The organism is Kitasatospora sp. NPDC057904 (genome assembly GCF_042887925.1).
Lineage (GTDB): Bacteria > Actinomycetota > Actinomycetes > Streptomycetales > Streptomycetaceae > Kitasatospora.
The window spans coordinates 25,016-50,742 of sequence record NZ_JBHVOL010000001.1; the positions used below are offsets into that span (position 1 = coordinate 25,016).

At 73.9% G+C, this 25,727-nt stretch carries 22 protein-coding genes; 16 read left to right on the forward strand and 6 right to left on the reverse strand.

Annotation, left to right across the window (positions count from 1 at the left end; all coding sequences use genetic code 11):
- Positions 1-134 precede the first annotated feature (134 nt).
- The 3 genes from ACFVSN_RS00140 to ACFVSN_RS00150 all read left to right on the forward strand — a co-directional run bounded on the left by ACFVSN_RS00140 (position 135) and on the right by ACFVSN_RS00150 (position 2,774).
- Positions 135-1,001, forward strand: coding sequence for an NAD(P)H-binding protein (locus tag ACFVSN_RS00140; RefSeq protein ID WP_387601457.1), 867 nt, complete (start codon positions 135-137; stop codon positions 999-1,001).
- Positions 1,002-1,255: 254 nt separating this feature from the next.
- Entirely contained in the window at positions 1,256-2,383 is a 1,128-nt protein-coding gene (gene pstS, locus ACFVSN_RS00145) for a phosphate ABC transporter substrate-binding protein PstS (RefSeq protein WP_387601460.1), read from the forward strand.
- A 115-nt stretch (positions 2,384-2,498) separates the two neighbouring features.
- Positions 2,499-2,774: a PASTA domain-containing protein gene (locus tag ACFVSN_RS00150; protein ID WP_380438753.1), complete on the forward strand. Its 276-nt coding sequence runs from the start codon at positions 2,499-2,501 to the stop codon at positions 2,772-2,774.
- An 89-nt stretch (positions 2,775-2,863) separates the two neighbouring features.
- On the opposite strand, the gene ACFVSN_RS00155 is transcribed toward ACFVSN_RS00150, so the two are convergent.
- Positions 2,864-3,838 carry an alpha/beta fold hydrolase gene (locus ACFVSN_RS00155; RefSeq protein WP_387601464.1) on the reverse strand — a complete coding sequence of 325 codons (975 nt, stop codon included), beginning with the start codon at positions 3,836-3,838 and terminating at the stop codon, positions 2,864-2,866.
- 586 nt (positions 3,839-4,424) lie between these two features.
- On the opposite strand from ACFVSN_RS00155, the gene ACFVSN_RS00160 reads away from it, so the two are divergent.
- Positions 4,425-5,213 carry an SPFH domain-containing protein gene (locus tag ACFVSN_RS00160; RefSeq protein ID WP_387601466.1) on the forward strand — a complete coding sequence of 263 codons (789 nt, stop codon included), beginning with the start codon at positions 4,425-4,427 and terminating at the stop codon, positions 5,211-5,213.
- A gap of 19 nt (positions 5,214-5,232) precedes the next feature.
- Here ACFVSN_RS00160 and ACFVSN_RS00165 read toward each other — a convergent pair whose 3' ends face one another.
- Complete coding sequence (locus tag ACFVSN_RS00165) at positions 5,233-5,850, reverse strand: TetR-like C-terminal domain-containing protein (protein WP_387601469.1); 618 nt, start codon at positions 5,848-5,850, stop codon at positions 5,233-5,235.
- A 164-nt stretch (positions 5,851-6,014) separates the two neighbouring features.
- Here ACFVSN_RS00165 and ACFVSN_RS00170 point away from each other — a divergent pair, with 164 nt between their 5' ends.
- Positions 6,015-6,923 carry a carbohydrate kinase family protein gene (locus ACFVSN_RS00170; RefSeq protein WP_387953566.1) on the forward strand — a complete coding sequence of 303 codons (909 nt, stop codon included), beginning with the start codon at positions 6,015-6,017 and terminating at the stop codon, positions 6,921-6,923.
- A gap of 32 nt (positions 6,924-6,955) precedes the next feature.
- The gene (locus ACFVSN_RS00175) at positions 6,956-9,058 is read left to right on the forward strand and encodes an HAD-IIB family hydrolase (RefSeq protein ID WP_387601474.1); all 2,103 of its coding nucleotides are present in this window, start codon (positions 6,956-6,958) and stop codon (positions 9,056-9,058) included.
- Here the strand turns inward: ACFVSN_RS00175 and ACFVSN_RS00180 are convergent.
- Together ACFVSN_RS00180 and ACFVSN_RS00185 are read right to left on the reverse strand one after the other, a co-directional pair.
- Positions 9,051-9,578, reverse strand: a complete 528-nt coding sequence (locus ACFVSN_RS00180) for a hypothetical protein (protein ID WP_387601477.1) — start codon at positions 9,576-9,578, stop codon at positions 9,051-9,053. The genes ACFVSN_RS00175 and ACFVSN_RS00180 overlap by 8 nt on opposite strands.
- Positions 9,579-9,686: 108 nt before the next feature.
- Entirely contained in the window at positions 9,687-10,697 is a 1,011-nt protein-coding gene (locus tag ACFVSN_RS00185; protein WP_387601479.1) for a substrate-binding domain-containing protein, read from the reverse strand.
- A 323-nt stretch (positions 10,698-11,020) separates the two neighbouring features.
- On the opposite strand from ACFVSN_RS00185, the gene ACFVSN_RS00190 reads away from it, so the two are divergent.
- From ACFVSN_RS00190 to ACFVSN_RS00220, 7 genes are all read left to right on the forward strand, one after another.
- Positions 11,021-13,102 (forward strand): glycoside hydrolase family 27 protein, encoded by a 2,082-nt coding sequence (locus ACFVSN_RS00190; protein WP_387601482.1) that lies wholly within the window; start codon positions 11,021-11,023, stop codon positions 13,100-13,102.
- A 252-nt stretch (positions 13,103-13,354) separates the two neighbouring features.
- Complete coding sequence (locus ACFVSN_RS00195; RefSeq protein WP_380438735.1) at positions 13,355-14,395, forward strand: substrate-binding domain-containing protein; 1,041 nt, start codon at positions 13,355-13,357, stop codon at positions 14,393-14,395.
- Positions 14,396-14,449: 54 nt separating this feature from the next.
- Positions 14,450-16,036: a sugar ABC transporter ATP-binding protein gene (locus tag ACFVSN_RS00200; protein ID WP_380438733.1), complete on the forward strand. Its 1,587-nt coding sequence runs from the start codon at positions 14,450-14,452 to the stop codon at positions 16,034-16,036.
- On the forward strand, positions 16,033-17,073 hold the full coding sequence (locus tag ACFVSN_RS00205) for an ABC transporter permease (RefSeq protein ID WP_380438731.1): 1,041 nt from the start codon (positions 16,033-16,035) through the stop codon (positions 17,071-17,073). The genes ACFVSN_RS00200 and ACFVSN_RS00205 overlap by 4 nt, the downstream gene beginning before the upstream one ends.
- Before the next feature lie 128 nt (positions 17,074-17,201).
- Positions 17,202-18,278 carry a galactose-1-phosphate uridylyltransferase gene (gene galT / locus ACFVSN_RS00210; protein ID WP_387601487.1) on the forward strand — a complete coding sequence of 359 codons (1,077 nt, stop codon included), beginning with the start codon at positions 17,202-17,204 and terminating at the stop codon, positions 18,276-18,278.
- A gap of 69 nt (positions 18,279-18,347) precedes the next feature.
- Entirely contained in the window at positions 18,348-19,499 is a 1,152-nt protein-coding gene (locus ACFVSN_RS00215; RefSeq protein ID WP_387601490.1) for an FAD-dependent oxidoreductase, read from the forward strand.
- 42 nt (positions 19,500-19,541) lie between these two features.
- Positions 19,542-20,162, forward strand: coding sequence for an L-threonylcarbamoyladenylate synthase (locus ACFVSN_RS00220; RefSeq protein WP_380493214.1), 621 nt, complete (start codon positions 19,542-19,544; stop codon positions 20,160-20,162).
- An 88-nt stretch (positions 20,163-20,250) separates the two neighbouring features.
- Here ACFVSN_RS00220 and ACFVSN_RS00225 read toward each other — a convergent pair whose 3' ends face one another.
- A complete protein-coding gene (locus ACFVSN_RS00225) occupies positions 20,251-21,363 on the reverse strand; it encodes a peptidoglycan-binding protein (RefSeq protein ID WP_380509715.1) in 1,113 nt (370 codons plus the stop codon).
- 382 nt (positions 21,364-21,745) lie between these two features.
- On the opposite strand from ACFVSN_RS00225, the gene ACFVSN_RS00230 reads away from it, so the two are divergent.
- The 3 genes from ACFVSN_RS00230 (at position 21,746) to ACFVSN_RS00240 (ending at position 24,928) form a co-directional block, all read left to right on the forward strand.
- Positions 21,746-23,215 (forward strand): serine/threonine-protein kinase, encoded by a 1,470-nt coding sequence (locus ACFVSN_RS00230; protein ID WP_380509718.1) that lies wholly within the window; start codon positions 21,746-21,748, stop codon positions 23,213-23,215.
- Positions 23,216-23,410: 195 nt separating this feature from the next.
- Positions 23,411-24,613 carry an MAB_1171c family putative transporter gene (locus ACFVSN_RS00235; RefSeq protein WP_387601497.1) on the forward strand — a complete coding sequence of 401 codons (1,203 nt, stop codon included), beginning with the start codon at positions 23,411-23,413 and terminating at the stop codon, positions 24,611-24,613.
- Positions 24,614-24,745: 132 nt separating this feature from the next.
- Complete coding sequence (locus tag ACFVSN_RS00240) at positions 24,746-24,928, forward strand: hypothetical protein (RefSeq protein ID WP_380438718.1); 183 nt, start codon at positions 24,746-24,748, stop codon at positions 24,926-24,928.
- Between the two features lie 81 nt (positions 24,929-25,009).
- Here ACFVSN_RS00240 and ACFVSN_RS00245 read toward each other — a convergent pair whose 3' ends face one another.
- A complete protein-coding gene (locus tag ACFVSN_RS00245) occupies positions 25,010-25,687 on the reverse strand; it encodes a hypothetical protein (protein ID WP_380438716.1) in 678 nt (225 codons plus the stop codon).
- Between the last annotated feature and the right edge of the window lie 40 nt (positions 25,688-25,727).

Below are 25,727 nucleotides of genomic sequence, written 5' to 3' on the forward strand. Positions count from 1 at the left end.
GGGCCACCGTGCGTGTCGTCGGCCCGGCCCGCCCCACCCACCGCCCGGTGGACGCGCCTTGATCCGATTCCCGTCGAACTGCGATCATCTGACCTGATGCGGAATCAGGTCCGGGTCGAGCACGGGGAGAAGAGATGTCCATGATCGTAGTGACGGGTGCCACCGGCACGGTCGGCTCGAAGATCGTCACGGGGCTGCGCGAGCGCGGCGAGAGCGTCCGCGCGCTGCTGCGCAATCCCGCCGAGGCTCCGGCGGAGTGGGACGGCGGGGTCGAGAAGGCCGCCGCCGACTTCTCCGACCCGGCCTCGCTGGACGCGGCGCTCGCCGGCGCCGACGTGGTCTACCTGCTGGTCGCCGTCCACCCGGACATGGCCGACCACGAGCGGAACGTGATCGACGCGGCAGTGCGCACCGGCCGGCGCCCGCGCGTCGTCCTGCACGCCGCCGCGGGCATGGAGCAGCGCCCGGCGGGCGTCCGGTTCGTGGCCTCGCACGTCGCGGGCCTGGAGCACCTGCGGGCGAGCGGCCTGCCGTGGACGGTGATCGCGCCGAACGGCTTCTACCAGAACTTCCTGGGCATGGCGCCGAGCGTGCGGGCGGGCCGGCTGGCCGTGCCGGGCGGCGAGGGCGCGGTGTCGTACGTCGATGCGCGGGACGTCGCCGCGGCGGCCGTCGAGGTGCTGGCTACGGAGGGCCACGAGGGCGCCGTCCACACCCTGACGGGCCCGGCGGCGCTCACCCACGACGCCCTCGCCGAGCAGCTGGGCGCGGTGGCCGGCCGCACGGTGCGGTACACCGCCGTCGCCCCCGACGCCGCCCTCGCCGGCATGCTCGACGCCGGCTGGGACCCGTGGCGCGCCGAGGGCATGGTCGAGCTCTACGGCCTGTACGCGGCCGGGCACGCCTCCGCCGTGAGCCCGGACGTCGAGAAGCTGACCGGCCGTCCGGCCCGCTCCTTCGCCGAGTTCGCCGCCGAGCACGCCGGGGCCTTTGCCGACTGACCTCGCGTCGGCTGACCCCACGTCGGCTGACCCCACGTCGGCGGGCCGCCGCCGTCGCCCTCACCCGGACGGCCGACGGCGGCTGCTCCGCCCGTGTGATCACCGCCACTCCGGACCGCCCCGGTTCACCGCCGGTTCAGCGCGGGCGGAAGATCTGTTCACCTCCCCCGTCTAAATTCTTCACCCCGGGGATCACCAGGCCCCCGGAACCCGCGTCCGAGCGCGGGCCGTGAAGAACGAGGGGAAACGAAGAGATGCTCCAGCGGAACCGCCGGTCCAGCAGCCTTGCCCTGAGTGCGGTGGCACTGGTGGGCGCCCTGTCGCTGACGGCGTGCGGCAGCGACGACAACAACCCCGCCCCCGCGGCGAGCGGTTCCTCAGCCGCCGGCGGCGCATCGATCAGCTGCGGCAAGAACGGCTCGCTCCTCGGCGCCGGTTCCACCGCGCAGGGCCCCGCGATCGACGTGTGGAAGAACCTCTACGCCGCGTCCTGCTCGGGCACCACCGTCAACTACAGCGGCGGCGGCTCCGGCGCGGGCGTCCAGCAGTTCAACCAGGGCAAGGTCCAGTTCGCGGGCTCCGACTTCGCGCTCAAGCCCGCCGACGTCGACGCCTCGAAGGCCGTCTGCACCGGCGGCAAGGCGATCGACCTGCCGATGGTGGCCGGCCTCGTCTCCCTGGTCTACAACGTCGACGGCGTCGACAACCTGATCCTGGACGGCCCCACCGCCGCCAAGATCTTCGACTCGCAGATCACCAAGTGGAACGACCAGGCGATCGCCGCCCTCAACCCGGGCGCCAAGCTGCCGGACGCCGACATCCAGTCCTTCCACCGCTCGGACGACTCCGGCACCACCTTCAACCTCACCTCCTACTTCGCCAAGACCTCCGGCGGCGCGTGGAGCGCCGCGCCGGACAAGGCGTGGAAGGGCAAGAACGGCCAGTCCGCCAACGGCAGCGCCGGCGTCGCGGCCCAGATCAAGCAGGTCAAGAACTCGATCGGCTACGCCGAGCTGTCCTACGCCCAGACCAACAACCTGAAGAGCGCCCAGATCAGCACCGGCGCCGCCAAGCCCGCCGCGGCGACGGCCGCCAACGCCGCGCTCACCCTCGCCTCCTCCACCGTCGTGGGCACCGACGGCGACCTCGCCCTGTCCCTCGACTACGCCACCAAGGCCGACAACGCCTACCCGATCGTCCTCGTCACCTACGAGATCGTCTGCGACAAGGGCAACAAGGCGGACACCCTCGACACCCTCAAGGGCTTCCTGACCTACACCGTCGGCGACGCCGCCCAGAAGGCCATCGGGGACAAGGGCTACGTCCCGCTGCCCGCCGCCATCGGCGACAAGGTCAAGGCCGCCGTCACCAGCCTCGGCTGACCCGCACCCGGCACACGTCCGACCGGCACCCGCCGGCCCCGCACCGAGGGGCCGGCGGGTGCCGCCGTCTTCCCTCCGGGAGGCATCGGCGGCAGGCTGGTCCCGGGAGGGTGACATGACGTGGATCGGACCCAGCACGGCCCCCGAAGTGACGGTGCCCGACGTGGTCGGGCTGCTCGTGCCCCAGGCGCGCAAGGTCGCGGGGGAGGCGGGCCTCGCCATCGCCAGCGGCGATCCGGACGGCCCGCCCGTCAGCGCGCTGACCTGGCCCGGTGTCTGGGTCGTCACCGGCCAGCACCCCGCCCCCGGTGCGAGGATGCGCCGCCACGGCTCGATGGTGGTCGAGTTCGCGGAAGTGCACGACGAGAACGGCCCGCGGCGCCCGCGCTAGTGCCGCGGCACTAGCGGCAGACCGTGCGAATCCCCTCCTCCCAGGAAGGGTGCCACCGGGAGGAAGGGCAGTCCTGGGTGCGCGGACGCTCAGGCGTGTCCGCGCGTGGCGCCCGGCGGGACCGGCACGGTGACGGCCCAGCCCGCGGCCAGCGAGTCGACGAACTCGCCCAGCAGCTGGCCGACGTGCTGCGCCACGGCCCAGTGGGTCACCAACTGCTCGCGCGGGGCGTCGAGTTCGCGGTGTACGGCGGTCGGCGCGGCCTCGCAGTACTCGCGCTGGAGGCGCAGCCGGTCGCGCAGGTCCCCGGAGCGCTTGCCGGTGATGACGATCGTGGGCACGTCGGCGCGGGGCAGCCGGCCCTCGTGCCGCAGGAAGCGGGCGCGGGCGCCGCGCCACTCGCGCCGGACGGCCGCGCAGGTGCGGGCGTCGGCGTCGAGGCGCAGGACGACGCCGTCCAGGGACGCGCCCGCGGGGCCGGTGTCGACCCGGCCCAGCGGTTCCCCCGGGTGGGAGGGGTCGACGAGCCCGAGGGCGAGCACGTGGCCGGGCAGGCGGCGGGCGGCGGTGGCGGCGAGGTAACCGCCGAGGGAGTGGCCGACGAGTACGACGGGCCGCTCGCCGGCGACGTGGCGGACGAGGTCGGCGAGGTCGGCGGCGGCCGCGTCGATGTCGAAGTGCCGGCCGCCGGTGTAGCTGCTGCGGCCGTAGCCGGCACGGTGGTACGTCACGACCGGTCCGGTGACGGCGAGTTCGCGCAGCAGCCACTCGGCGTGGCCGGCCCCGTCGCCGAGCGCGCCGTCGAAGACGACGAGCGGTGCGAACGGGTCGGCCGGGGCGTCGTCCGGCGGCCGGTGCACGCGGTACGCGAGCACGTTGCCCGCCGTGGTGGTCATCGTCCGCTCGTCGCCGTGGGCCGCCGGCACGGCGCGGCGCCGCCGCACGGCCTCGACGGCCCCGCCCACCACGACGCCGGCGAGGACGGCGGCGGCCAGGGCGGCGGAGCGGCCCAGCACGGGGGGCGAGGAGGCGGCAGGCCGGAAGCGGTGCGGCAGACGGGCCATGGCGGAGGTCCCTTTCCCGGTGCTGGCGGAGCGGAGGTGATACCGGCCCGGGGGCGCCCCGACCCCGCCGACGGGGGTACGACAGGACGGGGCGCACCCGGGGTCCGGTGGCGGCGACCGGTGCGCAACGAGGCGCGGGTGGCTCGGTCGCGTCCGGCGCCGGGCACCAGCATTCGCTAACCGCTGCCGCACTGTCAACTGGTATGGATCAACTATGTCCTGACGTTCATCCTGGCTGAATCCGCCAGGGCGGCGAAGTCGTCGCCGCAGGGGCGCACGGAGCTGTCGCTCGCGCCCGGCGTCGGCTTCCGGCACCACTCGCCCGCGCCCGCCGGGAGCCCCGGCCACCACTCGCCCGCACCCGGCCGGGTCCTCACCCGCCCCCGCCGGACTCAACGCCCGGGCAGGGCCCGGCCGTTCCCCGGTGCCGACGGCATCCGGAGCGTAACGATTCGTCAAGGCCCGTTCCGCTCCCTGTCGGACGTCACACCCCGGGCGCATACTGTGCTCCGCGGCTCGCACCCGTGCGACAGGGCCACTCCGGTCCCGGCGCGGGCTGCGCCGCGGCGGGGGAGGTCGCAGTACCGTGGCGATTGTCGTACTCATCCTGGTCCTGGCCCTGTTCTGGTTCGTCACCGGCGTCCGCGTGGTCCAGCAGTACGAGCGCGGGGTCGTCTTCCGGCTCGGCCGCGTGCGCAGCCGGGCCCGCCAGCCCGGGCTCACGCTCCTCATCCCGGTCGTCGACCGCATGCGCAAGGTCAACGTCCAGGTCGTCACCATGCCGGTGCCCGCGCAGGAGGGCATCACCAAGGACAACGTCTCCGTCAGCGTCGACGCCGTCCTGTACTTCCGGGTCATCGAGCCGATCAAGGCCACCGTCGACGTCCAGAACTACAGCTTCGCGATGCTCCAGGTCGCCCAGACCTCGCTGCGCTCGATCATCGGCAAGAGCGAGCTCGACGACCTTCTCTCCGGCCGCGAGCAGCTCCACCGCGGACTGGAGATCATGCTGGAGAGCCCGGCCACCGGGTGGGGCGTGCACATCGACCGGGTGGAGATCAAGGACGTCACCCTCCCCGAGACCATGAAGCGCTCGATGGCCCGCCAGGCCGAGGCCGACCGCGAGCGCCGCGCCCGCATCATCACCGCCGACGGCGAGTTCCAGGCCGCCTCCAAGCTCGCCGAGGCCGCGACGACGATGGCCGAGACCCCGGCGGCGATGCAGCTGCGCCTGCTCCAGACGGTGGTCGAGGTGGCCGCCGAGAAGAACTCCACGCTCGTCCTGCCGTTCCCGGTCGAGCTGCTGCGCTTCTTCGAGGCCGCCGCCGCCAAGGCCTACGCGGCCGTGCCCGACTCCCCCGCGGACGGCGCCTGAGGACCGGCGTCCGCCGCTCTCACGGGCGGACCATCGGCAGCAGGACCTCGTCCACAATGGCCTCCGGGTCCAGCCGGACGGGCGCGCCGCCGCACATCTTGAACCGGTAGAGCATCAGCGCCGGCACGACGTCGATGACCAGCGGCGTCACCGCCGCCGCACGGACCTCGCCGCGGGCGGCGCCCCGGGAGAGGACCTCGGCGATCAGCCGGGTGGTGGGTTCGACCACGCGCACCAGCACGATCTCCAGGAAGGCGTGCGCCCGCTCGTGGTCGAGCTCGCTCATGACGGCGCGCACGGCCGCGCCCGACTCGCTGAACATCGCCGCCCGCAGCCGGGTGACCACCTCGACGAGGTCCCCGCGCAGGCTGCCGGTGTCCGGGGCCGGCCCGGCCGGGGGCAGGCTGGCGCGCAGGGCGTCCATGACCAGCTCCTCCTTGGACGACCAGCGGCGGTAGAGCGCCGCCTTCCCGGTCTGCGCCGCCGCCGCGACGCCCTCCATGGTGAGCCGCGCGTAGCCGTCCGTGACGAGCTGCCGGAGCGTGGCCCCGAAGATCGCGCTCTCCAGCACCTCGCCGCGCCGGCGCAGCGGCACGGCGTCGGCCGCTCCGCGCGTGGCCTCGGGTTCGGCGGTCATGCCGGCACCACCTCTCCGCTGTCCCGGATCCACCTCCGAGTTTAGTGAACGAATGCGTTCTCTCCTACTGGGTGCTTTGACGCGTTCGCGCCTCGCGGTGCGCTGCGGACCCCTATGCTCGCCGGATGGAGTCGAACGGGACCTTACAGCCGTGCGAAGTACTGGTGGCCGGCGCGTACTTCGCGGACCTGGTGTTCCACGGGCTGCCCCGGCCGGTCGAGCCCGGCGGCGAGGTGTTCGCCGACGGCTTCGCGTGGGTGCCCGGGGGCGCGTACACGCCCGCGATGGCACTGCGGCGGCTCGGGCGCGACGTCGTCTGGAGCGCCGACTTCGGCACGGACGCCTTCAGCGCCCAGGTGCTGGCCAGTGCCCGCCGGGAAGGGCTGGACGCCTCCGCGTTCCGCCACCACCCCGTCCCCGTCCGGAGCGTGACCGTCGCGATGGCCTACCCCGGCGACCGCGCGATGGTCAGCTTCCAGGACCCGGTCGCCCCCGCGCCCCTCGTCCCGCTGCTACGCCGGTACCGTCCGCGCGTCCTGATGGTGCCCCAACTTCGCTGGGACGACGACATGGTGGCGGCCGCCGAGGCCGCCCGGCGGCTCGGCACGCAGGTGGTCATGGACTGCCACGACTCCCCCGCGACGCTCGACGACCCGGCGGTCCGCCGCATCCTCTCGCTGGTCGACGTCCTCACCCCGAACGCCGCCGAGGCGCTGCGGCTGACCGGCGCCGCCGGGCCGGAGGACGCGATCGCCGAACTCGCCGCCCTCGTGCCGACCCTGGTGGTCAAGCGCGGCGCGGACGGCGCCACCGCCGTGCGCGGCGGCGAGCGCCACGACGTCCCGGCCGTCCCGGTGCGGCCGGTCGACACCACGGGCGCCGGGGACTGCTTCAACGCGGGCCTCGTCCACGGCCTCCTGGACGGCCTGGGCCTGCCGGACTGCCTCGCGGCGGCGGTGGTCTGCGGAGCGGCGGCGACCACCGGCCCCGGCTCGGACGCGGCCCTGCGCGCCGACGAGCTCGCCGCCCGGCTGCCGTCCCGCACACCTGAGGTGAACACTTCACACCGCTGAGTGATCGTGCTAGCGTCCGGCGGATGTCACGGATGTCACCCGTCACAAGGGTTCTGGTCACCGATCTGGACGGCACCTTACTCGGCGGCACCCGGGAGGAACGCCGCCGCCTGCGCGACGCCCTGGCCCGCCACCCCGAGGTGACCCTCGTCTTCGCCACCGGCCGGGGCCTGTCCTCCGTCCGCGACGTGCTGCGCGACCCGCTCGTCCCGCGCCCGCGCTGGATCATCGCCGACGTCGGTGCCACCGTCGCCGACGGGGCGGACTTCTCCCCCGTCGACCCGCTCCTGGAGCAGCTGCGCGCCGGCTGGCCGGGACCGGCCCGCATCCGCGCCGCGCTGCGCCGCTTCCCCGCCCTCACCTACCAGTTCGGCGTCGTCCAGGAGGGCCGCTGCTCCTACCACGTGGCCCCGGAGCGGCTCACCCGCGAGGTCACCGACGCCGTCCGGGCGCTCGGCTGCGGCTGGGAGTACTCGGCGGGCCGCTACTTCGACGTCCTGCCCGCGGGGGCGTCCAAGGGCAACGCCCTGCGGGCCCTGGCCGGGAAGCTGGGCTGGACGCCGCAGCAGATCCTCGTCGCCGGCGACTCGCTCAACGACCTGTCGCTGTTCAGGACCGGCGCACACGGCGTGGTCGTCGGCGGCGCCGAGACGGCCCTGCTCGACGCCGTCGCGGGGGACCCGCTGGTCCGCCGCCCCCGGCAGACCGGCGCCGCCGGGATCCACGCGGTGCTCCAGGACCTCGGCTGGGTCGGCCCCGATCCGGACCGGCCCCACCGCCGGCACTCCGTGGTGGTCGCCTACCACCGGCCGCCGATGCACTGGACCGGCACCAGGTGGCAGCCGCCCAGCAGCCCCAACGGCATACTCCCGACCCTGACCAGCGCGTTCGCCGACGGCCTGCCGGGCGTGTGGGTCACCGCGCTGGCCAGCGGCGACCGCGAGGCCCCCCGCCCGCACCCCACCGGGCTGCCGCTCTCCCTCGTGCCGCTCAGCGCGGAGCAGTGGACCGGCTACTTCCACCGGGCGTGCAAGGAGACGCTGTGGCCGGTGCTGATGTCCGAGCCCGCGCGGTCCGTCCCCGACCGGCACGCCTGGGCGGCCTACCGGGCGGTGAACGCGCGCTTCGCCGAGCACATCACCGCCGAGGCCGCGCCCGGCGCCACCGTCTGGCTGCACGACTACAACCTGTGGCTCGTCCCGGGCCTGCTGCGCGGCACCCGGCCCGACCTCAGGACCGGGCTCTTCCACCACACCCCGTTCCCGGCTCCCGAGGTCTTCGCGGCCCTGCCCGTCGCGGCCGAGCTGCGCGCCTCCCTCGCCTGCCTCGACTGGGCCGGCTTCCACACCGACGCCTTCGCCGAGCGCTTCCGGCGGACGCTGGGGCAGCGCGCCCCGCGCACCGAGGTGCATCCGCTGGGCGTCGACCGGGCCGCCGTCGAACGGCTCGCCCGGCTGCGCAGGCCGAGGCCGCGCCCGGCCGCCGGGCGGGTGGTGCTCTCGGTCGAGCGCCTCGACTACGCCAAGGCGCCGGTCCAGAAGGTCGACGCCCTGGACCGCCTGCTGGAGCGCCGGCCGGAGCTTCGCGGGCGGCTCGTCTTCCGGCTCGTCTGCCCGCCGCCCGAGCCCGGCATCACCGCCTACGACTCCACCCGCCGGCAGCTGGAGCAGCGGATCGCCGAGGTCAACGACCGCTGGCAGCAGGGCCGTTGGCGGCCGGTCGACTACCTGCCGGGCAGCCTGTCCGCCGCCGCGGTCGTCGACGAGTACCTGACGGCCGACGTGCTGTGGGTGACGTCGTTCCAGGACGGGATGAACCTGACGGCCAAGGAGTTCGTCGCCGCCCAGGCCGCGCTGCCCGCCCGCACCCCGGGCGTGCTGGTGCTCTCCCGGCACGCGGGGGCCGCCGCCGAGCTCGGCGACGCGGCCCTCCTCACCGACCCGCACTCGCCGGAGGACCTGAGCACCGTCCTGGCCCGGGCCCTCACCCTCTCCGCCGCCGAACGCCGGGCCCGGATGAACCGGCTCTCCGAACTCCTCGGCCGCGAACGGCCCGCGGACTGGGCGGCACGGATCGTGCGGGCGATCCGGGACTCCGCACCGGAGGCCCTCCCGGCCCGTACGGGTGTCAGTTGACCCAGTCGAGCCAGAACATGAAGCACCGCTGGAAGGCGCCCGGCGCCCCGGCGCCGAAGGTGACCACCATCGCCTGCCCGACGGCGACGTCCGTCGGGTCGACGCCCGGTGACCACGCGATCTTCGCGTCGATGCCCGGGATCGAGCGGAACGGGGAGTACGCGCCCAGGCCGCTGCTCGCCCGCCCGATGACCGCGCCGTCGCGGCGCAGCTCGGCCCGGCACAGCCCGGTCGGCCGCAGCTCGTAGCCGCGGGCCCCGACGAGGGCGGTGCGGGTGCGGGCCTTGCGGCGCGGGTCCCAGCCGCGGCTGCCCCGCACCGTGGGCACGTGGTGGCCGTTGACGGACAGGGCGCCGTGCTCGCGGTCCGGCACCGCCGTGACGGTGGGTATGCCCGCGCCGGTGAGCCGGACGATGACGGAGGGCCAGCGGTCGTGGCTGATCCGGAGGGGCCCGAACGGGCTGTCGGCCACGCGCTGTTGCGACAGGTGGACCTTGCGGCGCTGAGCGGGGGCGGACATGCGCGATCGACTCCTGGATCTGCCGTGGGGGTGTTTCCGGGCCCGGACAGGGCGGGGTGCAGCCTACACAGCGCCGTTCGGCGGCCCCGTCGGCGGGCCGGGTCGTGCTCAGGTGCAGGCCGCGCCGGACGCCTGCCGGTTCGCGGGGTCGACCATGGCCGTCGGGACGATCGTCTCGTGCGGGAGCTCCTTGTGTTCGCGCAGCCGGTCGGCCATCTGCTGGACGGCGAGCGCGCCGACCTCGGCGCCCTTGATGAGGAGTGCGGCCCGCATCGCCGCCGGCCGGCCGGCCTGCCAGTCCTTGCAGGCGAGGTAGGCGCCGATGCCGATGCCGACGACGTTCTCCGGCCCGAAGCCCGCCTCGGCCAGGGCCTTGATGCCGCCTTCGACGTCCTCGTCGTTGCAGCCCCACACCACCCAGTGCCGGACGCCGGGGCTGGTGGACAGCGTGTAGGCGGTCCGCTTGCGGGCGTCGTCGACGGTGTTGGCGGCCCACACCTTGGCGTTCTTCAGGACGGCGCCGGCGTGGGCGGAGAACGCCTGCGCCGCCGCGTTCACCCGGTCGCGGCAGACCGGGATGTCGTCGTTCGCGACGGACAGCGTCCAGGTGTCGGCGGGCTTCCAGCCCGTCCTCCCGTACTCGATGGCCGCGCGTTCGCCGACCGCCGCGCCCATGGCGGCGCCGTTGAAGCCGACGCGCGGGACGAGTCCGTTGGAGAAGCAGGCACCGGGGTCGGGGTAGTCGGCGCAGAGCTGGTCGTCGGTGGAGAGCAGCGGGACGTCGGCGCGGCGGGCGAGGGCGACGAGGTCGGGGCCGACGGTCGGGTCGGGCACGACGGCGATGAGGCCGCCCGTCTTCCTGCCGAGGGCCGCCCCGGCCTCCTTGAGGGCGCGGTCGCGGTCGTTGCCGAGGTCGACGACGGTCAGCTCGACGCCGAGCTGCGCCGCCCTGGCCCTGGCGCCGGCCGCCTCGTCGACGAAGTAGCCCTGGTCGCCCTGCTTCTGCAGGAAGGTGATGGTCAGCGGGCCGTGCGCCGCCGGGTCGGGCGGGTCCGCCGAACAGCCCGTCAGCGCGAGGGCGAAGGCGGCGACGCCGGACGTGCACAGGCGCAGGCGCATGGATGCTCCAAGGTGGGGGGCTTGGTTGATTTGAACGTTCAAACACTCACAAACGAACGCGATCGAACGCGGCGGTCACAGGAAACGCCACGTTCACCCGCCCGTCAAGGCCTCGCGTCCGACGAACTTCGGGCCGATACCGGCTCGTTATCGTGCGGAACCTGCCTCTTGAGCCGGGCCGGGTGGAGCCACTAGCCTGCGCCTGCCCCTGTTGGGATCTGAGCCCCATCGGTCGCCTTCCGACACGAATCAACAAATTCCAACAGGCGCTCGCTCTGGCGACCCCACCCACCCCCACCCTTGGAGCACCCATGCGCCCACGCATGCGCAGATCCCGACGACTCGCCGGCGCGCTGCTGTCGCTCGCCCTCGCGACCCCGGGCCTCGGCGCCCTCGCGCTGACCACGGCGACCCCCGCCGCCGCCCTCGACAACGGCACCGCCCTCACCCCGCCGATGGGCTGGAACTCCTGGAACTCGCTCGGCACCAACGTGACCGAGCAGCAGGTCAAGCAGACCATCGACTTCATGTCCGGCAACGGCCTGGTGACGGCCGGCTACAACACCGTCACCATCGACGACGGCTGGTCGCTCTGGCACCGCGACGGCCAGAGCACCGACATCGTGCGGACGTCCTACGGCTCGATGCAGCTCTACGACGCCGCCGGGAACCCGGTCGCCGGCACCGACGGCACCGGCAACGACCCGACCTCCGGCCACCTCGCCCCGCGCCCGGACACCTTCCCCTCCCAGGTCGTCAACGGGCAGACCGTCAACGGCATCCAGTACCTCGCCTGGTACGCCCACAGCAAGGGCATGAAGTTCGGCCTGTACGGCACGGACACCTACCTGACCTGCCAGATGCACCCCGGCAGCCTCGGCCACGAGGCCACCGACGCGAGCGACTTCGTCTCCTGGGGCGTCGACTACGTCAAGTACGACGACTGCCCCTACGGCCCCCAGATCGTCGGCCCGGACGGCCACAACTACTACACCCAGGGCGAGGGCAAGGAACTCACCCAGTCCATGTACGCCCGGGTGCAGACGTTCCAGCGCGCCCTCGACGCCGCCTCCGCCGCGCAGGGCAGGCCGAGGGTGGCGCTCAGCGTCTCCGCCCAGCCGGTGCACACCGGCGTGCCGTACCTGCTGGGCGCCAACGACCCGGCCCGCACCGACCCGGTGATCCGGGCGGCCGGCACCCCGGCGTACCAGTCCCCGGGGTACGCGCCGACCGGCGTGTGGTGCGGGCAGGTCGCCAACCTGTGCCGGATCGGCGGCGACCGCGGCAGCGACCTGAGCGGCGTGCTCTACGGGCAGCAGCTGGGCACCGCGCTGCAGTACCCGGGCAACGTCCGCCCGGGCAGCTGGAACGACATGGACATGATGTTCACCGGCTGGCAGGACGTCTACGGCTCGTGGGGCGTCACCGACACCTGCGCGTGCCACAAGCCGTTCACCGACGACGAGTCGCGCACCGAGCTGTCGGTCCTGTCGATGATGGCCTCGCCCCTCATCTCCGGCGCCGACCTGCGCACCTACGCCGACGCCCAGCACACCGACGGCAGTACGAGCTGGTCCACCGGCATCCCCGCCTCCGGCCTGGCGCTCATGAAGAACGCCGACGTCATCCGGATCGACCAGGACGCGCTCGCCAGGCCGGCGACGCTGGTCGGCGCCCCGCCCGCGAACGGCACCGCCCCGGTGGTCCTCAAGCGGCAGCTGGCGGGCGGCGACACCGCCGTCCTGCTGGTCAACCAGGACCCGAACAACTGGCAGACGATCGGCAGCACGCTCGGCTCGCTCGGCCTCACCGGCGGCTACACGTCCAAGGAGCTGTGGACCGGCGCCACCGGCACCGTCGCCTCCGGCGGCACCGTCGGCGGCACCTGGGTCGCCCCGCACGGCGTCGCGATGTTCCGCCTCACCCCGCAGGCCGCGTTCACGCCCGCGGCGGTGATCGGCGACGGCGCCTACCACGCGATCGGCGCGGGCGGCACCGGCGGCCAGGCGCTGGAGGTCCAGGGCACCTGCAGCGCCGCGGACGGCGCGGCCGTCGACGTCAACACGTGGTGGAGCACGCACACCTCGGAGCAGTGGAACTTCGCCGCCAATCCGGACGGCACGGTGCGCATCACCGACAACTGCTACACCGGCACCCAGGTGCACGGCATCCTCACCGCCCCCGGCTCGTCCGGCGCGGCCGCGTACGTCACCAACGGCTACGACCCGAACAACGCCCGCCAGAAGTGGCGGGTGCTCCAGAACACCGCGACCGGCGCACTGACCGTCACCAACGTGGCCACCGGCCTCGCGCTCGCCGCCGCCGGCCCGGCGGCCGCCTCCGCCGTCGTCACCGTCCAGCCCGACCCGGCCGCGGCCGGACAGGCCTGGACGACCCTCTCCTGATCCACCGTCCGCTCCGACCCGGTCCCCACCCGCCCGCCGGGTGGGTGGGGACCGGGTAGACCGCGGCGATAACGGGAACGTCTCGAATTGACGCGAGCGCATCGAAGACCCTTGACGAAAGTCCGGGCGGGGAGTTTCCTGTCCGAGCACGTTTGATCAAGTTTGCTTCTGATCGATTGTGTTTGATTCAAGCCGCGACTCAAACGCCGTGCCCACATCCCCCACCCTTCTCTCCTGACCGGGAGCCACCGCATGTTCATTCGCCGCAGCCGTGTCCTGTCCGCCGCCGTCCTGGGCTGTGTGACCCTCGTGGGCGCCGTCGGGTGCTCGACCGGCCAGGAGTCGTCCTCCGGCTCCGTCGCCAAGGTCGACGGCAAGGTCTCGCTGACCTACCTGCAGAAGCAGGGCGACCAGGAGTACTTCGTCGGCGAGGCGGCCGGCGCCAAGGCCAAGGCCGCCGAGCTCGGCGTCGACCTCAAGGTCGTGAACCTCGGCAACGACGCGAACAAGACGGTCAGCGAGGTCCAGTCGGCCATCGCCGGCAAGAGCAACGGGCTGATCGTCGTCGTGCCCGACCCGGCCGTCGGCCCGCAGGTCGTGCAGACCACCAAGGACGCCGGCGTCGCCCTGCTCACCTCCGACGACCAGATCTGCGCCACCGGCCCGGCGCCCGCCTCCTGCGGCAAGGGCGACCTCGTCGCCCGGGTCGGCTTCTCCGGCGAGCAGATGGGCGGCGAGGTCGGCAAGCGGGCCGCCGCCGAGTTCAAGAAGGCCGGCTGGAACCCCGCCGACACCCGCATCATCTCCGCCTGGAAGCAGGACGTCACCGTCTGCGGCGACCGGATCAAGGGTGCCAAGGCCGCCTTCGCCGCCGCCGGCGGGGCCGACGTCAAGAACATCGACGTCGCCACCGACAACACCCCCACCGGCGCCCAGGACAAGACCGCCGCCACCCTCACCGCCAACCCCGGCGTCAAGCACTGGGTGGTCTGGGGCTGCAACGACGAGAACGTCCAGGGCTCCGTCACCGCCCTGCAGAACGCCGGCGTCAGCCCCGACGACATCGACGGCGTCGGCCTCGGCGCCTACCTCGCCTGCAAGGACTGGACCAGCGGCAAGCCCTCCGGCATGAAGGCCGCCCTGTTCATCAACGGCAAGGACGTCGGCGCGCTGGCCGTCCAGACCATGGTCGACAAGCTCAAGAACGGCAAGGACTTCCCCGCCGAGGCCTTCGCCCCCACCACCATGGTCGACGCCTCGACCTGGCAGAGCACCGGCATGACCTGCAGCTGAGCACCACCCCTTCCGGTACCCCAAGCGACCCCCAGCACCTCCAGCGAGGCACGCATGACCTCACCCGAGTCCCCACCCGGCTCCGGGCCCTCCCCCCGGCCCGCCCAGGGCCTGGTCGCCGAGAACATCGGCAAGACCTTCGGCAGCGTCCGGGCGCTGCACGGCGTCAGCGTCGACTTCCCGCCCGGCAAGGTCACCGCCCTGATGGGCGAGAACGGCGCCGGCAAGTCGACCCTGCTGCGCATCCTGAGCGGCGACCACCGCCCCACCGAGGGGCAGGTCCTGCTCGACGGCGCCCCGCTCGACCTCTCCTCCCCCACCGACGCGCGCCGCGCGGGCATCCGGATCATCCCGCAGGAGCCGGAGATCATCCCGCACGTGTCGGTCGCCGAGAACGTCTACGCGGGCAGCCTCCCGCGCCGGGCCGGGCGCCGGCTCGACCGGGCCGAGCTGCGCCGGCGGATCACCGCGGACCTGGCCGACCTCGGCTTCGAGCAGGTCCTCGACCCGGACCTCCTCGGCTCCGAACTCACCGCCGCCCAGCGCCAGTTGGTCGAGATCATGCGCGCGCTCACCGGCGCCGTGCCGCCCCGGGCGATCGCCTTCGACGAGCCCACCTCCTCGCTCTCCGAGCACGAGGTGGAGGCCCTGTTCGCCCTGATCGGCCGGCTGCGCGACCGCGGCATCGCGGTGATCTACGTGTCGCACCGCATGAAGGAGATCTTCCGGCTCGCCGACCGGATCGCCGTCCTGCGCGACGGCACCCTGACCGGCGTCCTGCCCGCCGACGGGACCGACGAGCGCGAGCTCGTCCGGCTCATGGTCGGCCGCGACCTGGCCGGCCTGTTCGTCCGCCAGGACGTCGCCACCGACCGCGTCGTGCTCGACGTGCGCGGCGTCAGCACCGACGACGTCCACGACGTCAGCCTCCGGGTGCGGGCCGGGGAGGTCGTCGCCCTCGCCGGGCTCATCGGCGCCGGGCGCTCCGAGCTCGCCCTCGCCCTCGCCGGGGACGTGCCGATCCGCTCCGGCGAGGTCCTCCTCGGCGGCACCGTGCTGCGCCTTCGCTCCCCCAAGGACGCGATCCGCGCGGGCCTCGGGCTCGCCCCCGAGGAGCGCAAGGCCCAGGCGCTCTTCCTGCACCGGACGATCCGCGACAACACCTCGCTGGTCAGCCTCGACCGGCTGCGGCGGCGGCGGTTCGTGCGGCGCGGCGCCGAGCGGCAGCTCGCGCAGGAGTACGCGGACCGGCTGCGGGTCCGCGCGCCCTCGATCGAGAGCGAGGTCCGCACGCTCTCCGGCGGCAACCAGCAGAAGGTCGTGCTCGCCCGCTGGCTGGCCCGCCGCCCCGAGCTGCTGATCCTGGACGAGCCGACCCGCGGGGTCGACATCGGCGCCAAGGCGGAGATCTACCAGATCATCGCCGACCTGGCCCGCGACGGCGTCGCCGTCCTGGTGATCTCCTCCGAACTGCCCGAGGTCCTCGGCCTGGCCGACCGGATCCTGGTCATGCAGAACGGCCGGATCACCGGCGAACTCGGCCGCGCCGAGGCCTCCGAGGAGGCGATCCTCGCCCTGGCCATGTCGGAGGACCTCGCGCCCGCCGACACCACCGACCCCACGACCGGAGCCGCCCGATGACCACCCCCTCCACCACCGCCGACCAGCGGCCGCAGGCCCCCACCGGGCCCGCCCGGCCGACCGGCGCGCGGGCCGTGCTGGGCGCCGTCGGTGGCCAGAACCTCATCCTGCTGCTGGCCCTGGCGGCCGTGCTCGCGCTGTTCGGCTTTCTCAACCTCAACTACCTGGGCTGGCAGAACATCCAGGTCATCGCCGAGGCGGTGACCATCGCCGGGCTGCTCGCCGTGGTCCAGACCGTGGTGATCATCTGCGGCGGCCTGGACATCTCGGTCGGCTCGCAGGCCGGCCTCGCCTCCGTGGTCAGCGCGATGGTGTTCACGTCCACCGGCTCCAGCGCCGCGCTCGGCATCGGCGCGGCCGTGCTGGCGGGCGCCGGCGTCGGGCTGCTCAACGGCGTCGTGATCATCTACGGCCGGGTCAACCCGACCATCGCCACCCTGGCCGGGCTCGCCGCGTACAAGGGCGTCGCCCAGCTGATCTCGGACGGCCGCGCCCAGGGCTACGTCCTCGGCGACCCGCTGTTCGTCTTCCTCAGCCGGGGCAAGATCGCCGGGCTGCCGACCATGGTGTGGATCCTCATCCTGGTCGCCGCCGCCGTGCACGTCCTGCTCACCTACACCGACATCGGCCGCAACATCTACGCCCTCGGCGGCAACCCCACCGCCGCGCGGCTGGCCGGCATCGACCTCAACAAGTACCTGCTGTCGGTGTACGCGCTCACCGGCATGGTCGCGGCCGTCGCCGGCGTCCTGCTGACCGCCCGCACCGGCTCGGGGCAGCCCACCTCCGGCAGCGAGGGCCTGGAGCTCCAGGCCATCACCGCGGCCGCGCTCGGCGGCTGCGCGCTCAAGGGCGGCAAGGGCGGGATCGCCGGGACGCTCCTCGCCGTCGCGCTGCTCGGCGCGCTGCAGAACGGGCTCACCGTCCAGGGCATCAACTCCTTCTGGCAGAACGTCGCCCAGGGGCTCCTGCTCGTCGTCGCCGTGGTGATCCAGCAGCGGCGCGGGCGCGAGCGGGCCGTCGGCCTGCCCGCCTGACCGTCCTCCAGCCAATCCCCCAGGAGGCCGCCTCCGTCCCCCACCGGAGGCGGCCTCCGCCACGCGCGGCACCGGTCGTGGCCGCGCACCGCCGCCGCGGAAGGCCCAGCCATGGAGAAGACCCAGCCGTGAAGAAGACCACCGCCAAGCTCGCGGACGGCCGCGAGATCCTCTACTACGACACCGACGAGTCCGCCGTGCGCGACACCGTCGACCGGCGCCGACTGGAGCCCGCCGCCGTCCGCTCCGCGATCCGCCGCGACCCCGCCACCGGGGACAGCGTCACCATCGCCGCCCACCGCCAGGGCCGCACCCACCTCCCGCCCGCCGACGAGTGCCCGCTCTGCCCCTCCACCGACGCGCGGCTCAGCGAGATCCCGGCCCCGGACTACGAGGTCGCGGTGTTCGAGAACCGCTTCCCGTCCCTGCACCCCGACGCGGACGCGCCCCGGACCGAACGCCCGCTGCGCACGGCCGGACCGGGCACCGGGCGCTGCGAGGTGGTGTGCTTCACGGCCGACCACGACGCGTCCTTCGCCGACCTCTCCGAGGCCCGCGCACGTCTGGTCCTGGACGCGTGGACGGACCGCACGGCCGCGCTCTCCGCCCTGCCCGGCGTGGAACAGGTGTACTGCTTCGAGAACCGCGGCGCCGAGATCGGCGTCACCCTCGCCCACCCCCACGGACAGATCTACGCCTTCCCGTTCACCACCCCGCGCACCACCCGCATCGCCGCGCGGGCCTGGGCCCACCGCACGGCGACGGGCCGCAACCTCTTCGACGACCTCCTCGCCGCCGAACGCGCCGACGGCGAAAGGGTCGTACTCGCCGGAGAACACTGGACGGCCTTCGTCCCCTTCGCCGCCCGCTGGCCCTACGAGGTCCACCTCTACCCACACCGCCGCGTCCCCGACCTCACCGCCCTCGACGAGGCCGAACGCGCCGAGTTCCCCCGCCTCTACCTCGACCTGCTGCGCCGCTTCGACCGCCTCTTCGGCACCGGCCGCACCCCGTACATCTCCGCCTGGCACCAGGCACCCCGTGAACAGCGGGACGAACTCGCCCTCCACCTGGAGCTGTTCACCATCCGGCGCACCGCCGACAAGCTCAAGTACCTGGCCGGCGTCGAATCCGGCATGGACGCCTTCGTCAACGACGTCAGCCCCGAACACGCGGCCCAGCGGCTGCGGGAGGCGGCGCTGTGACGGATGTCATCGGCACTTCGTGATCGAACGCCCTGCCGCCGCCACCAACCGGCAGTGATGCTGGTGGACATGACGGAACGTGAGGAGCGGGACATGAAGGTGATCGTGGCCGGGGCCGGCATCGGCGGGCTGTGCCTGGCGCAGGGGCTGGTCCGCGCCGGGATCGACGTGCGGGTGTACGAGCGCGAGCCCGCGGCGGACAGCCGCTACCAGGGCTTCCGGATCGCTCTGAACGAACACGGGCTCGGCGCGCTGCGCGACTGCCTGCCGCCCCGGCTGTACCGGCTGCTCGACGCCGTGACCGGGCCGCTCGCCGGCCGGCCGAGGGTGGTCGACCAGCACCTCACCGAGCTCCGGCGGCTCGACCCGACCGACGGCGGCGCGGCGGCCGACCGGCGCGTCCTGCGGGAGGTCCTCCTCGCCGGGCTCGGCGAGCGCGTCGAGTTCGGCAGGGCCGTGACCGGCTACGCCGAGCTGCCGGACGGCACCGTCGAGGTCCACCTCTCCGACGGCGGCAGCGCGGTGGCCGACCTCCTCGTCGGCGCCGACGGCGTCGGCTCGGCCGTGCGCCGCCGACTGCTCCCCGACGCCCGGGTGGTCGACATCCCGGGCAACTCGCTCCTCGGGCGCACCCCGCTCACCGAGCGCTTCGCCACCCTCGTCCCGGACTTCGGCACTCTCGTACAGGGCCCCGGGCTGACGATGCTGCTCGGCCGGATGGAGTTCCGCCGCCCGCCGAGGCTCGCGGCGGCCGAGCTCGCCCCCGAGGTCGAACTCCCCGACACCGACAGCTACCTGCGCTGGGTGGTCACCCTCCCCGAGCAGCTCACCGGCGACGACGACTGGGCGACCGTCCGCGACCGGCTGCTCCCCCTCCTCGACGGCTGGCACCCCGACCTCGTCGAGCTCGTCCGCCGGTCCGACGTCGTCAACAGCTCGCCGCTGACGCTCCGGTACACCGAGCCGCTCCCGCACTGGGGCACCGGCCCGGTCACCCTCCTCGGCGACGCGATCCACGCCATGCCCCCGAGCGCGGGCAAGGGCGCGAACACCGCCCTGCGCGACGCCGCGCTCCTCTGCCGCACCCTCACGGACGCCCACCGGGGCGGGACCGGCCTGCGCGAGGCCGTCGAGGTGTACGAGCACGAGATGCTCGCGTACGGCTTCGCCGCCGTCGCCGAGAGCCTCGAACAGCTCCCGAACTTCACCCCGTCCCGCTGAGACCTGCGGCGATCAGCGGCCGGCATCCCTTAGGGTCGCCGAATGGCCAAGTACTTCGACGTCCACCCAGAGTCCCCCCAGCCGCGCACCATCAGCACCGTGGCCGACAGCCTCCGGTCCGGAGCCCTCATCGCGTACCCGACCGACTCCTGCTTCGCCCTGGGCTGCCGGCTGGACAACCGCGACGGCCTCGAACGGATCCGGACGATCCGGCGCCTCGACGAGCGGCACCACTTCACCCTGATGTGCGAGGACTTCGCGCAGCTGGGGCAGTTCGTGCAGCTCGACAACAACGTCTTCCGCGCCGTCAAGGCCGCGACGCCGGGCGGCTACACCTTCATCCTCCCGGCCACCAAGGAGGTGCCCCGGCGCCTCCTGCACCCGAAGAAGAAGACGGTGGGCGTCCGGATCCCCGACCACGCCGTCACCCGGGCGCTGCTCGCCGAACTCGGCGAGCCGCTGGTCTCCAGCACGCTGCTCCTGCCCGGCGAGGACGAGCCGATGACGCAGGGGTGGGAGATCAAGGAGCGCCTCGACCACGTGCTGGACGCCGTGGTCGACTCGGGCGACTGCGGCACGGAGCCGACGACGGTCGTCGACTTCTCGGGCGGCGAGCCGGAGATCGTCCGCCGGGGGGCCGGGGACCCGAGCCGCTTCGAGTGACGGTGCGCAGCACCGGGGCGTCGGGCCGCGGCTGACGCGGTGCGGGCGGCGGCCGGAGCCGCCGCCCGCGCCGTGCGCGCCCCGGCCGTCAGGCCGTGACGTGGTACCAGAAGCCGCCGGTGCGCAGGCCGACGTAGTGGACGTCCGTGCCCGTCTCCTTGGCCTCGTACATCATGTCCGCGCCGGTGGCGGGGTCGGTGCCCGCGTACAGCACGACGTGCGTGGTGGTGTGCGCGTCCGTGCCGAAGTACTCCAGGTCGCCCGGCCGGCGCTGGGACTCGGTGACCGGCGTGAGGTGGCGGTCCAGCGTCTGCTGGTTCGTGTCGCCGCCGTTGGCCAGGTCGAAGCCCGCGCCGAACCAGTAGGCCGCGCGGACCAGGCCCGAACAGTCCACGCCGGCGGTCGTGTCGGCCGGGCAGGGCTGGATCGAGCCGGTGTAGCCGTCGCACGTGCCCAGCGACGGGCCGGGGCCCTCGCCGCGCAGCGAGTGGCCGCCGCCCCACACGTACGGGACGCCGAGGAAGGCCTTGGCCGCGGCGAGGACCTTGGCCGGGTCGACGGGGGTGCCGGGCGGCGGCGGGGTGCCGGTGGAGCCGGCGTTGCCGCTGTAGAGGGCGGCCTTCGTGCCCTGGCCGACGACGCCGTCGATGGCCAGGCCGTGGAAGGCCTGGAAGTCGCGCACCGCCGTGTCGGTGGCCGGCCCGAACTGCCCGTCCACGGTGAGCCGGGCGCCGAGCGCGTTCAGCATCGTCTGCAGCGTGCTGACGCACGGTCCGCTCGCGCCGGTCCGCAGGTCGCCGCACTGGGTGCGCAGGTCGACGGTGCCGGAGGCCGCCGCGGCCGCGGCGTCGAGCGCCGCCTTGGTGGCGGGGCCGACGATGCCGTCGGCCACCAGCGCGTGCGCCGTCTGGAAGACGCGGACGGCGGTCAGGGTGGCCGCCCCGAACCGGCCGTCCACGGCGATCGTGGCGCCGGTGCGGTCGAGCTCCAGCTGGAGCTGGGTGACGCAGCCGTCGGACTCGCCCTGCCGGATGTCCGCCGGACAGGCGGAGGAGGTCAGGGCTATCGGGCTCGGCGCGGTGGCCGCTGGCGCGGCGGAGGCGGCCGCGGCGGAGGCAGTCAGTGCGCCGAGACCGGTCAGTGCGGCGGCCAGGGCGAGGCCCAGCGATAACCGGCGGCGGGCGGGGAGGAGGGTACGCACGGGTGGCTGCTCCTGGTGTGTGAGGATCTCGTGGATCTCCGGCGCGAGTCTCCGATGATTCGTCAGCCGGGAGCCGGCGGCGGGGATCGACCCGCTGCCGCCGGTCCCGTCAGTCTGCCGGGCGACCGCGTCGGCGCAAGGCCCGGTCGTGTCCGTCCCACCCGTCCCACACCGGTGACCGGGACTTTGGTACTCCGGCCGGCCGCCGATTGGAGACACCGCGGCCGTCCGGACCATCCGGACCCCGGGTGCCCCGGCCCGCGCGCGGCTGGGATGATCGTGGCCCGGGCCGGTCCGACGGCCCGTCGCCGCAGCGCGGATCCGGCACCATCGCCGGTCCTGGACCCCTGCGGCGGACCGCGTGCACGGGAACGGGGAGACGGTGTCGGAGAGCGGGAACGGCGTCGGCGGTGGCGACCAGGCGACGCGGGAGGGGCGGCTGGTCGGCGGGCGCTACCGGCTCGTGCGGCGCCTCGGCGCGGGCGGGTTCGGCAGCGTGTGGCAGGCCCACGACGAGGTGCTGGGCGTGGACGTCGCCGTCAAGGAGGTCCAGTTGCCGCCCGCCGCCTCGGCCGCGGAGCACGACGAGCGCCTGGTGCGCGCCCAGCGGGAGGCCCAGCACGCGGCGCGGCTGCGCGACCACCCGAACGTCGTCGGGGTCCACGACGTCGTGGTGGACGGCGGTCTCCCCTGGACGGTCATGCAACTGATCGTCGGCCGCTCCCTGGAGGACCGGATCGTCCAGGACGGACCGCTCCCGGCGCCCGAGGCGGCCCGGGTCGCGCAGGCCGTCCTCGCCGCGCTGGGCGCCGCGCACGAGGCGGGCATCGTCCACCGCGACGTGAAGCCCGCGAACATCATGCTGGCCGACGGCGGCGGCGTCCTGCTGGCCGACTTCGGGATCGCCGTGCAGCAGGACCAGACCGCGCTCACCGCCTCGGGCATGTTCATCGGCTCGGTCGACTACCTCGCGCCCGAACGCGCCCACGGCAGCCCCGCCGCTGCGGCCGGCGACCTGTTCTCCCTCGGCGCGACGCTCTACCAGGCCGTCGAGGGGCGGATGCCGTTCCGCCGCGACACCCCGGCGGCCACGCTCGCGGCGCTCCTGTTCGAGACGGCACCGCCGATGGCACTGGCCGGTCCGCTGGCACCGCTGATCAACGGCCTGCTCACGAAGGCCCCGGACGACCGCCTCACCGGCCCGCAGGCCGCCGCCATGGTCACGGCGTTCCTGCAGCAGCAGCCCGCCCCGCCCACGGCGCCGCCGACCGCTCCCTTCACCGCGACCGCCACGACGTTCGTGCCGCCCCCGCCGCCCGTACCGCCCCGCGCTCCGGCCCCGGCACGGCGCTGGAGCCCGGCGTACCTGCTCGCACCCCTCGGCGGCCTGGCCCTGTACGTCGGCGCGGTGCCCCTGACCGGCGCCACCCTCAACGGCACGTTCGCCAACGGCCACGACCTGGCGGCCGACGTTTCGCTCGGCAAGGCGCTCGGGTTCCTGTCCTTCCCCGGAGTCCCCGACACCCGCTACGGCATCCTCCTCGCGTGGCCCTGGCTGCTGCTCGGTGTCCTCGCCCTCGTCTGCACCGCCCTCCGGCCGCACCGCCGGCACCCGGTCGTCCGGACCCTCGGCTACCTGAGCCTCTCGGCGTTCCTCGTACGCCTCCTCACCACCGACCTGACGCTGCGGCCCACCGACTTCGCCCCCGTGTCGCCCACGCTGGTGCCGCACATCACGATCTCCTTCGGCCCCGGCTGGTGGCTGCTCCACGCGGCGGTGCTGCTCAACCTCGCCTACTTCGTGTGGCAGGACGTCCGCACCGCGCGCCGGACCACCCCCGCGGCCGTCTGACGCCTGCTCCTCCCCACCCGTCAAGTGGCCTGGAAGCCCCGGAAGTCCGCCACTACCATGGGCGTCCGGACAGTCCCGTCGGGTGGGGAGATCGGGGAGGGAGACGATGTCCACGGCGGCAAGCGGCACGGGCTTCGACGCCGTCTTCGGTCTCGCACCACCCCACCACCCCGACGATCCCGACCGGACGGCACCGTGAGCAGCACCGTCGACTACCTGGTCTGCGCGCTGGCCCTGCTGGCGACGGCCGCACGGCTGGTCCTGACCCGCGGCCTGTGCCGCCGCCCCGGCGAGCGCCGGCTGCTGGTGTTCATCCTCGGCATCGGCACGGCCGTCGCCGTGCTCGCCCCGGCCACCCGGGCCGCCGTGCCGTGGGAGTCCGTCGCGCGGTGCGTGCCGCTGCTCGGCTACGAGCTCAAGCTCGGCGCGGAGTGCGCGATCGCCCTGCTCGTGTACGCGGTGCGGCCGGCGGCGTCGGGCCCTGCCGCCGTGCGGCGCCAGGCGGTGGGTTCGGCGTTCGTCATGGCGGTGAGCGCGGTCGCGTACGTGGTGGGCGGGGTGCGGCCGGAGGGCCCCGAGCTGGTGGCCGGCCCGGTCGGGCGCCTGCCGCTCACGCTGTTCAACGCCCTCTTCACCGTGCACGGCTGCTGGTGCGTCGCGGTGTTCGGCCTGGCGGTCCTGCGGTCCGCCGGGGTCGTCGCCCCCGGGCTGCCGCGGACCGGGCTGCGGCTGATCGTCGCCGGGACGGCGTGCGGGTTCGCCTGGTCGGCGCTGAGCGCCGTGCCGCTGTGGGAGACGCTGACGACCGGCCGCCAGGAGATCGAGGAGGACGCCTTCTCGGCCCCGTTCGCCCTCGGCACGCTGCTCTTCGGCATCGGCGGCATGACGCTCGCGGTGTGGGCGGCCTTCCTGACCCGCTCGGCGCGGCAGGTGCGGGCCTGGCGGGACTACCGGCGGCTCGAACCGCTGTGGTCGGCGCTGCACTCGGCGGTGCCGGAGATCTCGCTCACCGCGGAGGTCGGGGTGCTCGGCCTCGGCGGGCCGCTGCGGAACCCGGAGTTCGCGCTCTACCGGCGCGTCATCGAGATCCGCGACGGTCAGCTGACGCTGCGGGCGCACGCCGATCCGCGGGTGCCCGGGTGGGCCGAGGCGGCGAGCGGCGGGGACGCGGCCGTCGTGGAGGCGGCCGTCCTGGCCGCCGCGCTGGAGTCGTCGGCGGCCGGGCACCGTCCGTCCGCGGACGGGACGGGCTACGCGCCGCGCGAGGTCGCGGCCGACCTCGCCGCCGAGACGGCCTGGCTGGTGACGGTGTCGCGGGCGTTCGCGCGTTCGGCGGTGGTGGCGCAGGTGCGCACGGGGCTCCCCGAGGGCGAAGCGACGAGTCATCAACTGTCGTAAATTTAGCAGCTCTTGGCATCCATCTCAGTTGACACCCTCCTGGTGCGCCGACATCCTGAACCCCGAACCCGGGAAGGCCCCTCGCCCACCTCGGCTGATCGTCAGCATCCCATCGGCCCACAGGAGTTCGCCGTGCTCGACATCATCTTCATCGTGCTGTGGGTCACCAACCGCAACCGCGCCAGAACCGCCGTCGATCCGTACGAGCGCGAGAAGTACGCCAAGCGCGCCAAGATCTTCGGTTGGCTGGAAATCGCGAACCTCGGCTTCGGGATCCTGCTCGCGATATTGATCATCACCAGCAGCCCGCGGTAGGGCTCGCGCGAACGACCGTCGGCCCGGTGTCCTCACAGGGGAGGACACCGGGCCGACGGCTTACGGCTTACGGCTGGGCCGTCAGGCCTTCACCAGCACCCAGGCGCCGATGCCGTGGCAACCGGAGGCCTGGAAGGCCGCCGCCCGGAAGCCGGCCGGGACCGGCGACCCCGGGCAGGTCCACAGACCGGCGCGCGCGGTGTTGTGCCGCCAGGCACCGATGCCACCGCAGCCGGACTGCAGGTGGTCGGTGATGACGTACCCCTGGACGACGGGCGAACCGGAACACGTCCAGATCCCGTCGCGCGCCACGTTGTGCCGCCACGCGCCGATCCCGCCGCAACCGCTCTGCTGGTGGTCGGTGATGACGTACCCCTGGACCACCGGGGAGCCGGAACACGTCCAGATCCCGTCGTGGACGAGGCCGTGCCGCCAGGAACCGATCCCGTTGCAGCCGCGCTGGTCGTGCGCGATGATCACGTAGCCGGGGACGACCGGGGACCCGGAACACGTCCAGATCCCGTCCGAGACCGGCTGCTGGTACCACGAGCCCGCGAAGTTGCAGCCCTTGCTGTCGTAGCCCGTGATGACCCAGCCGGCCGGCACCGGCGCACCGGAACACGACCAACGGCCGTTGCCCCAGCCCCACGCGGGCTTGGCCTCGGCACTGGTCGCGCCGCTCATCGTGCTGCCCACGATGACCGCCGCGACGAGTGCGAACGCCGACAGCACGCGCGTCCATAACCGACGATTCTTCATATCCATACCACTCCGTCCGAGTTGTCCCCCGATGGCCGTC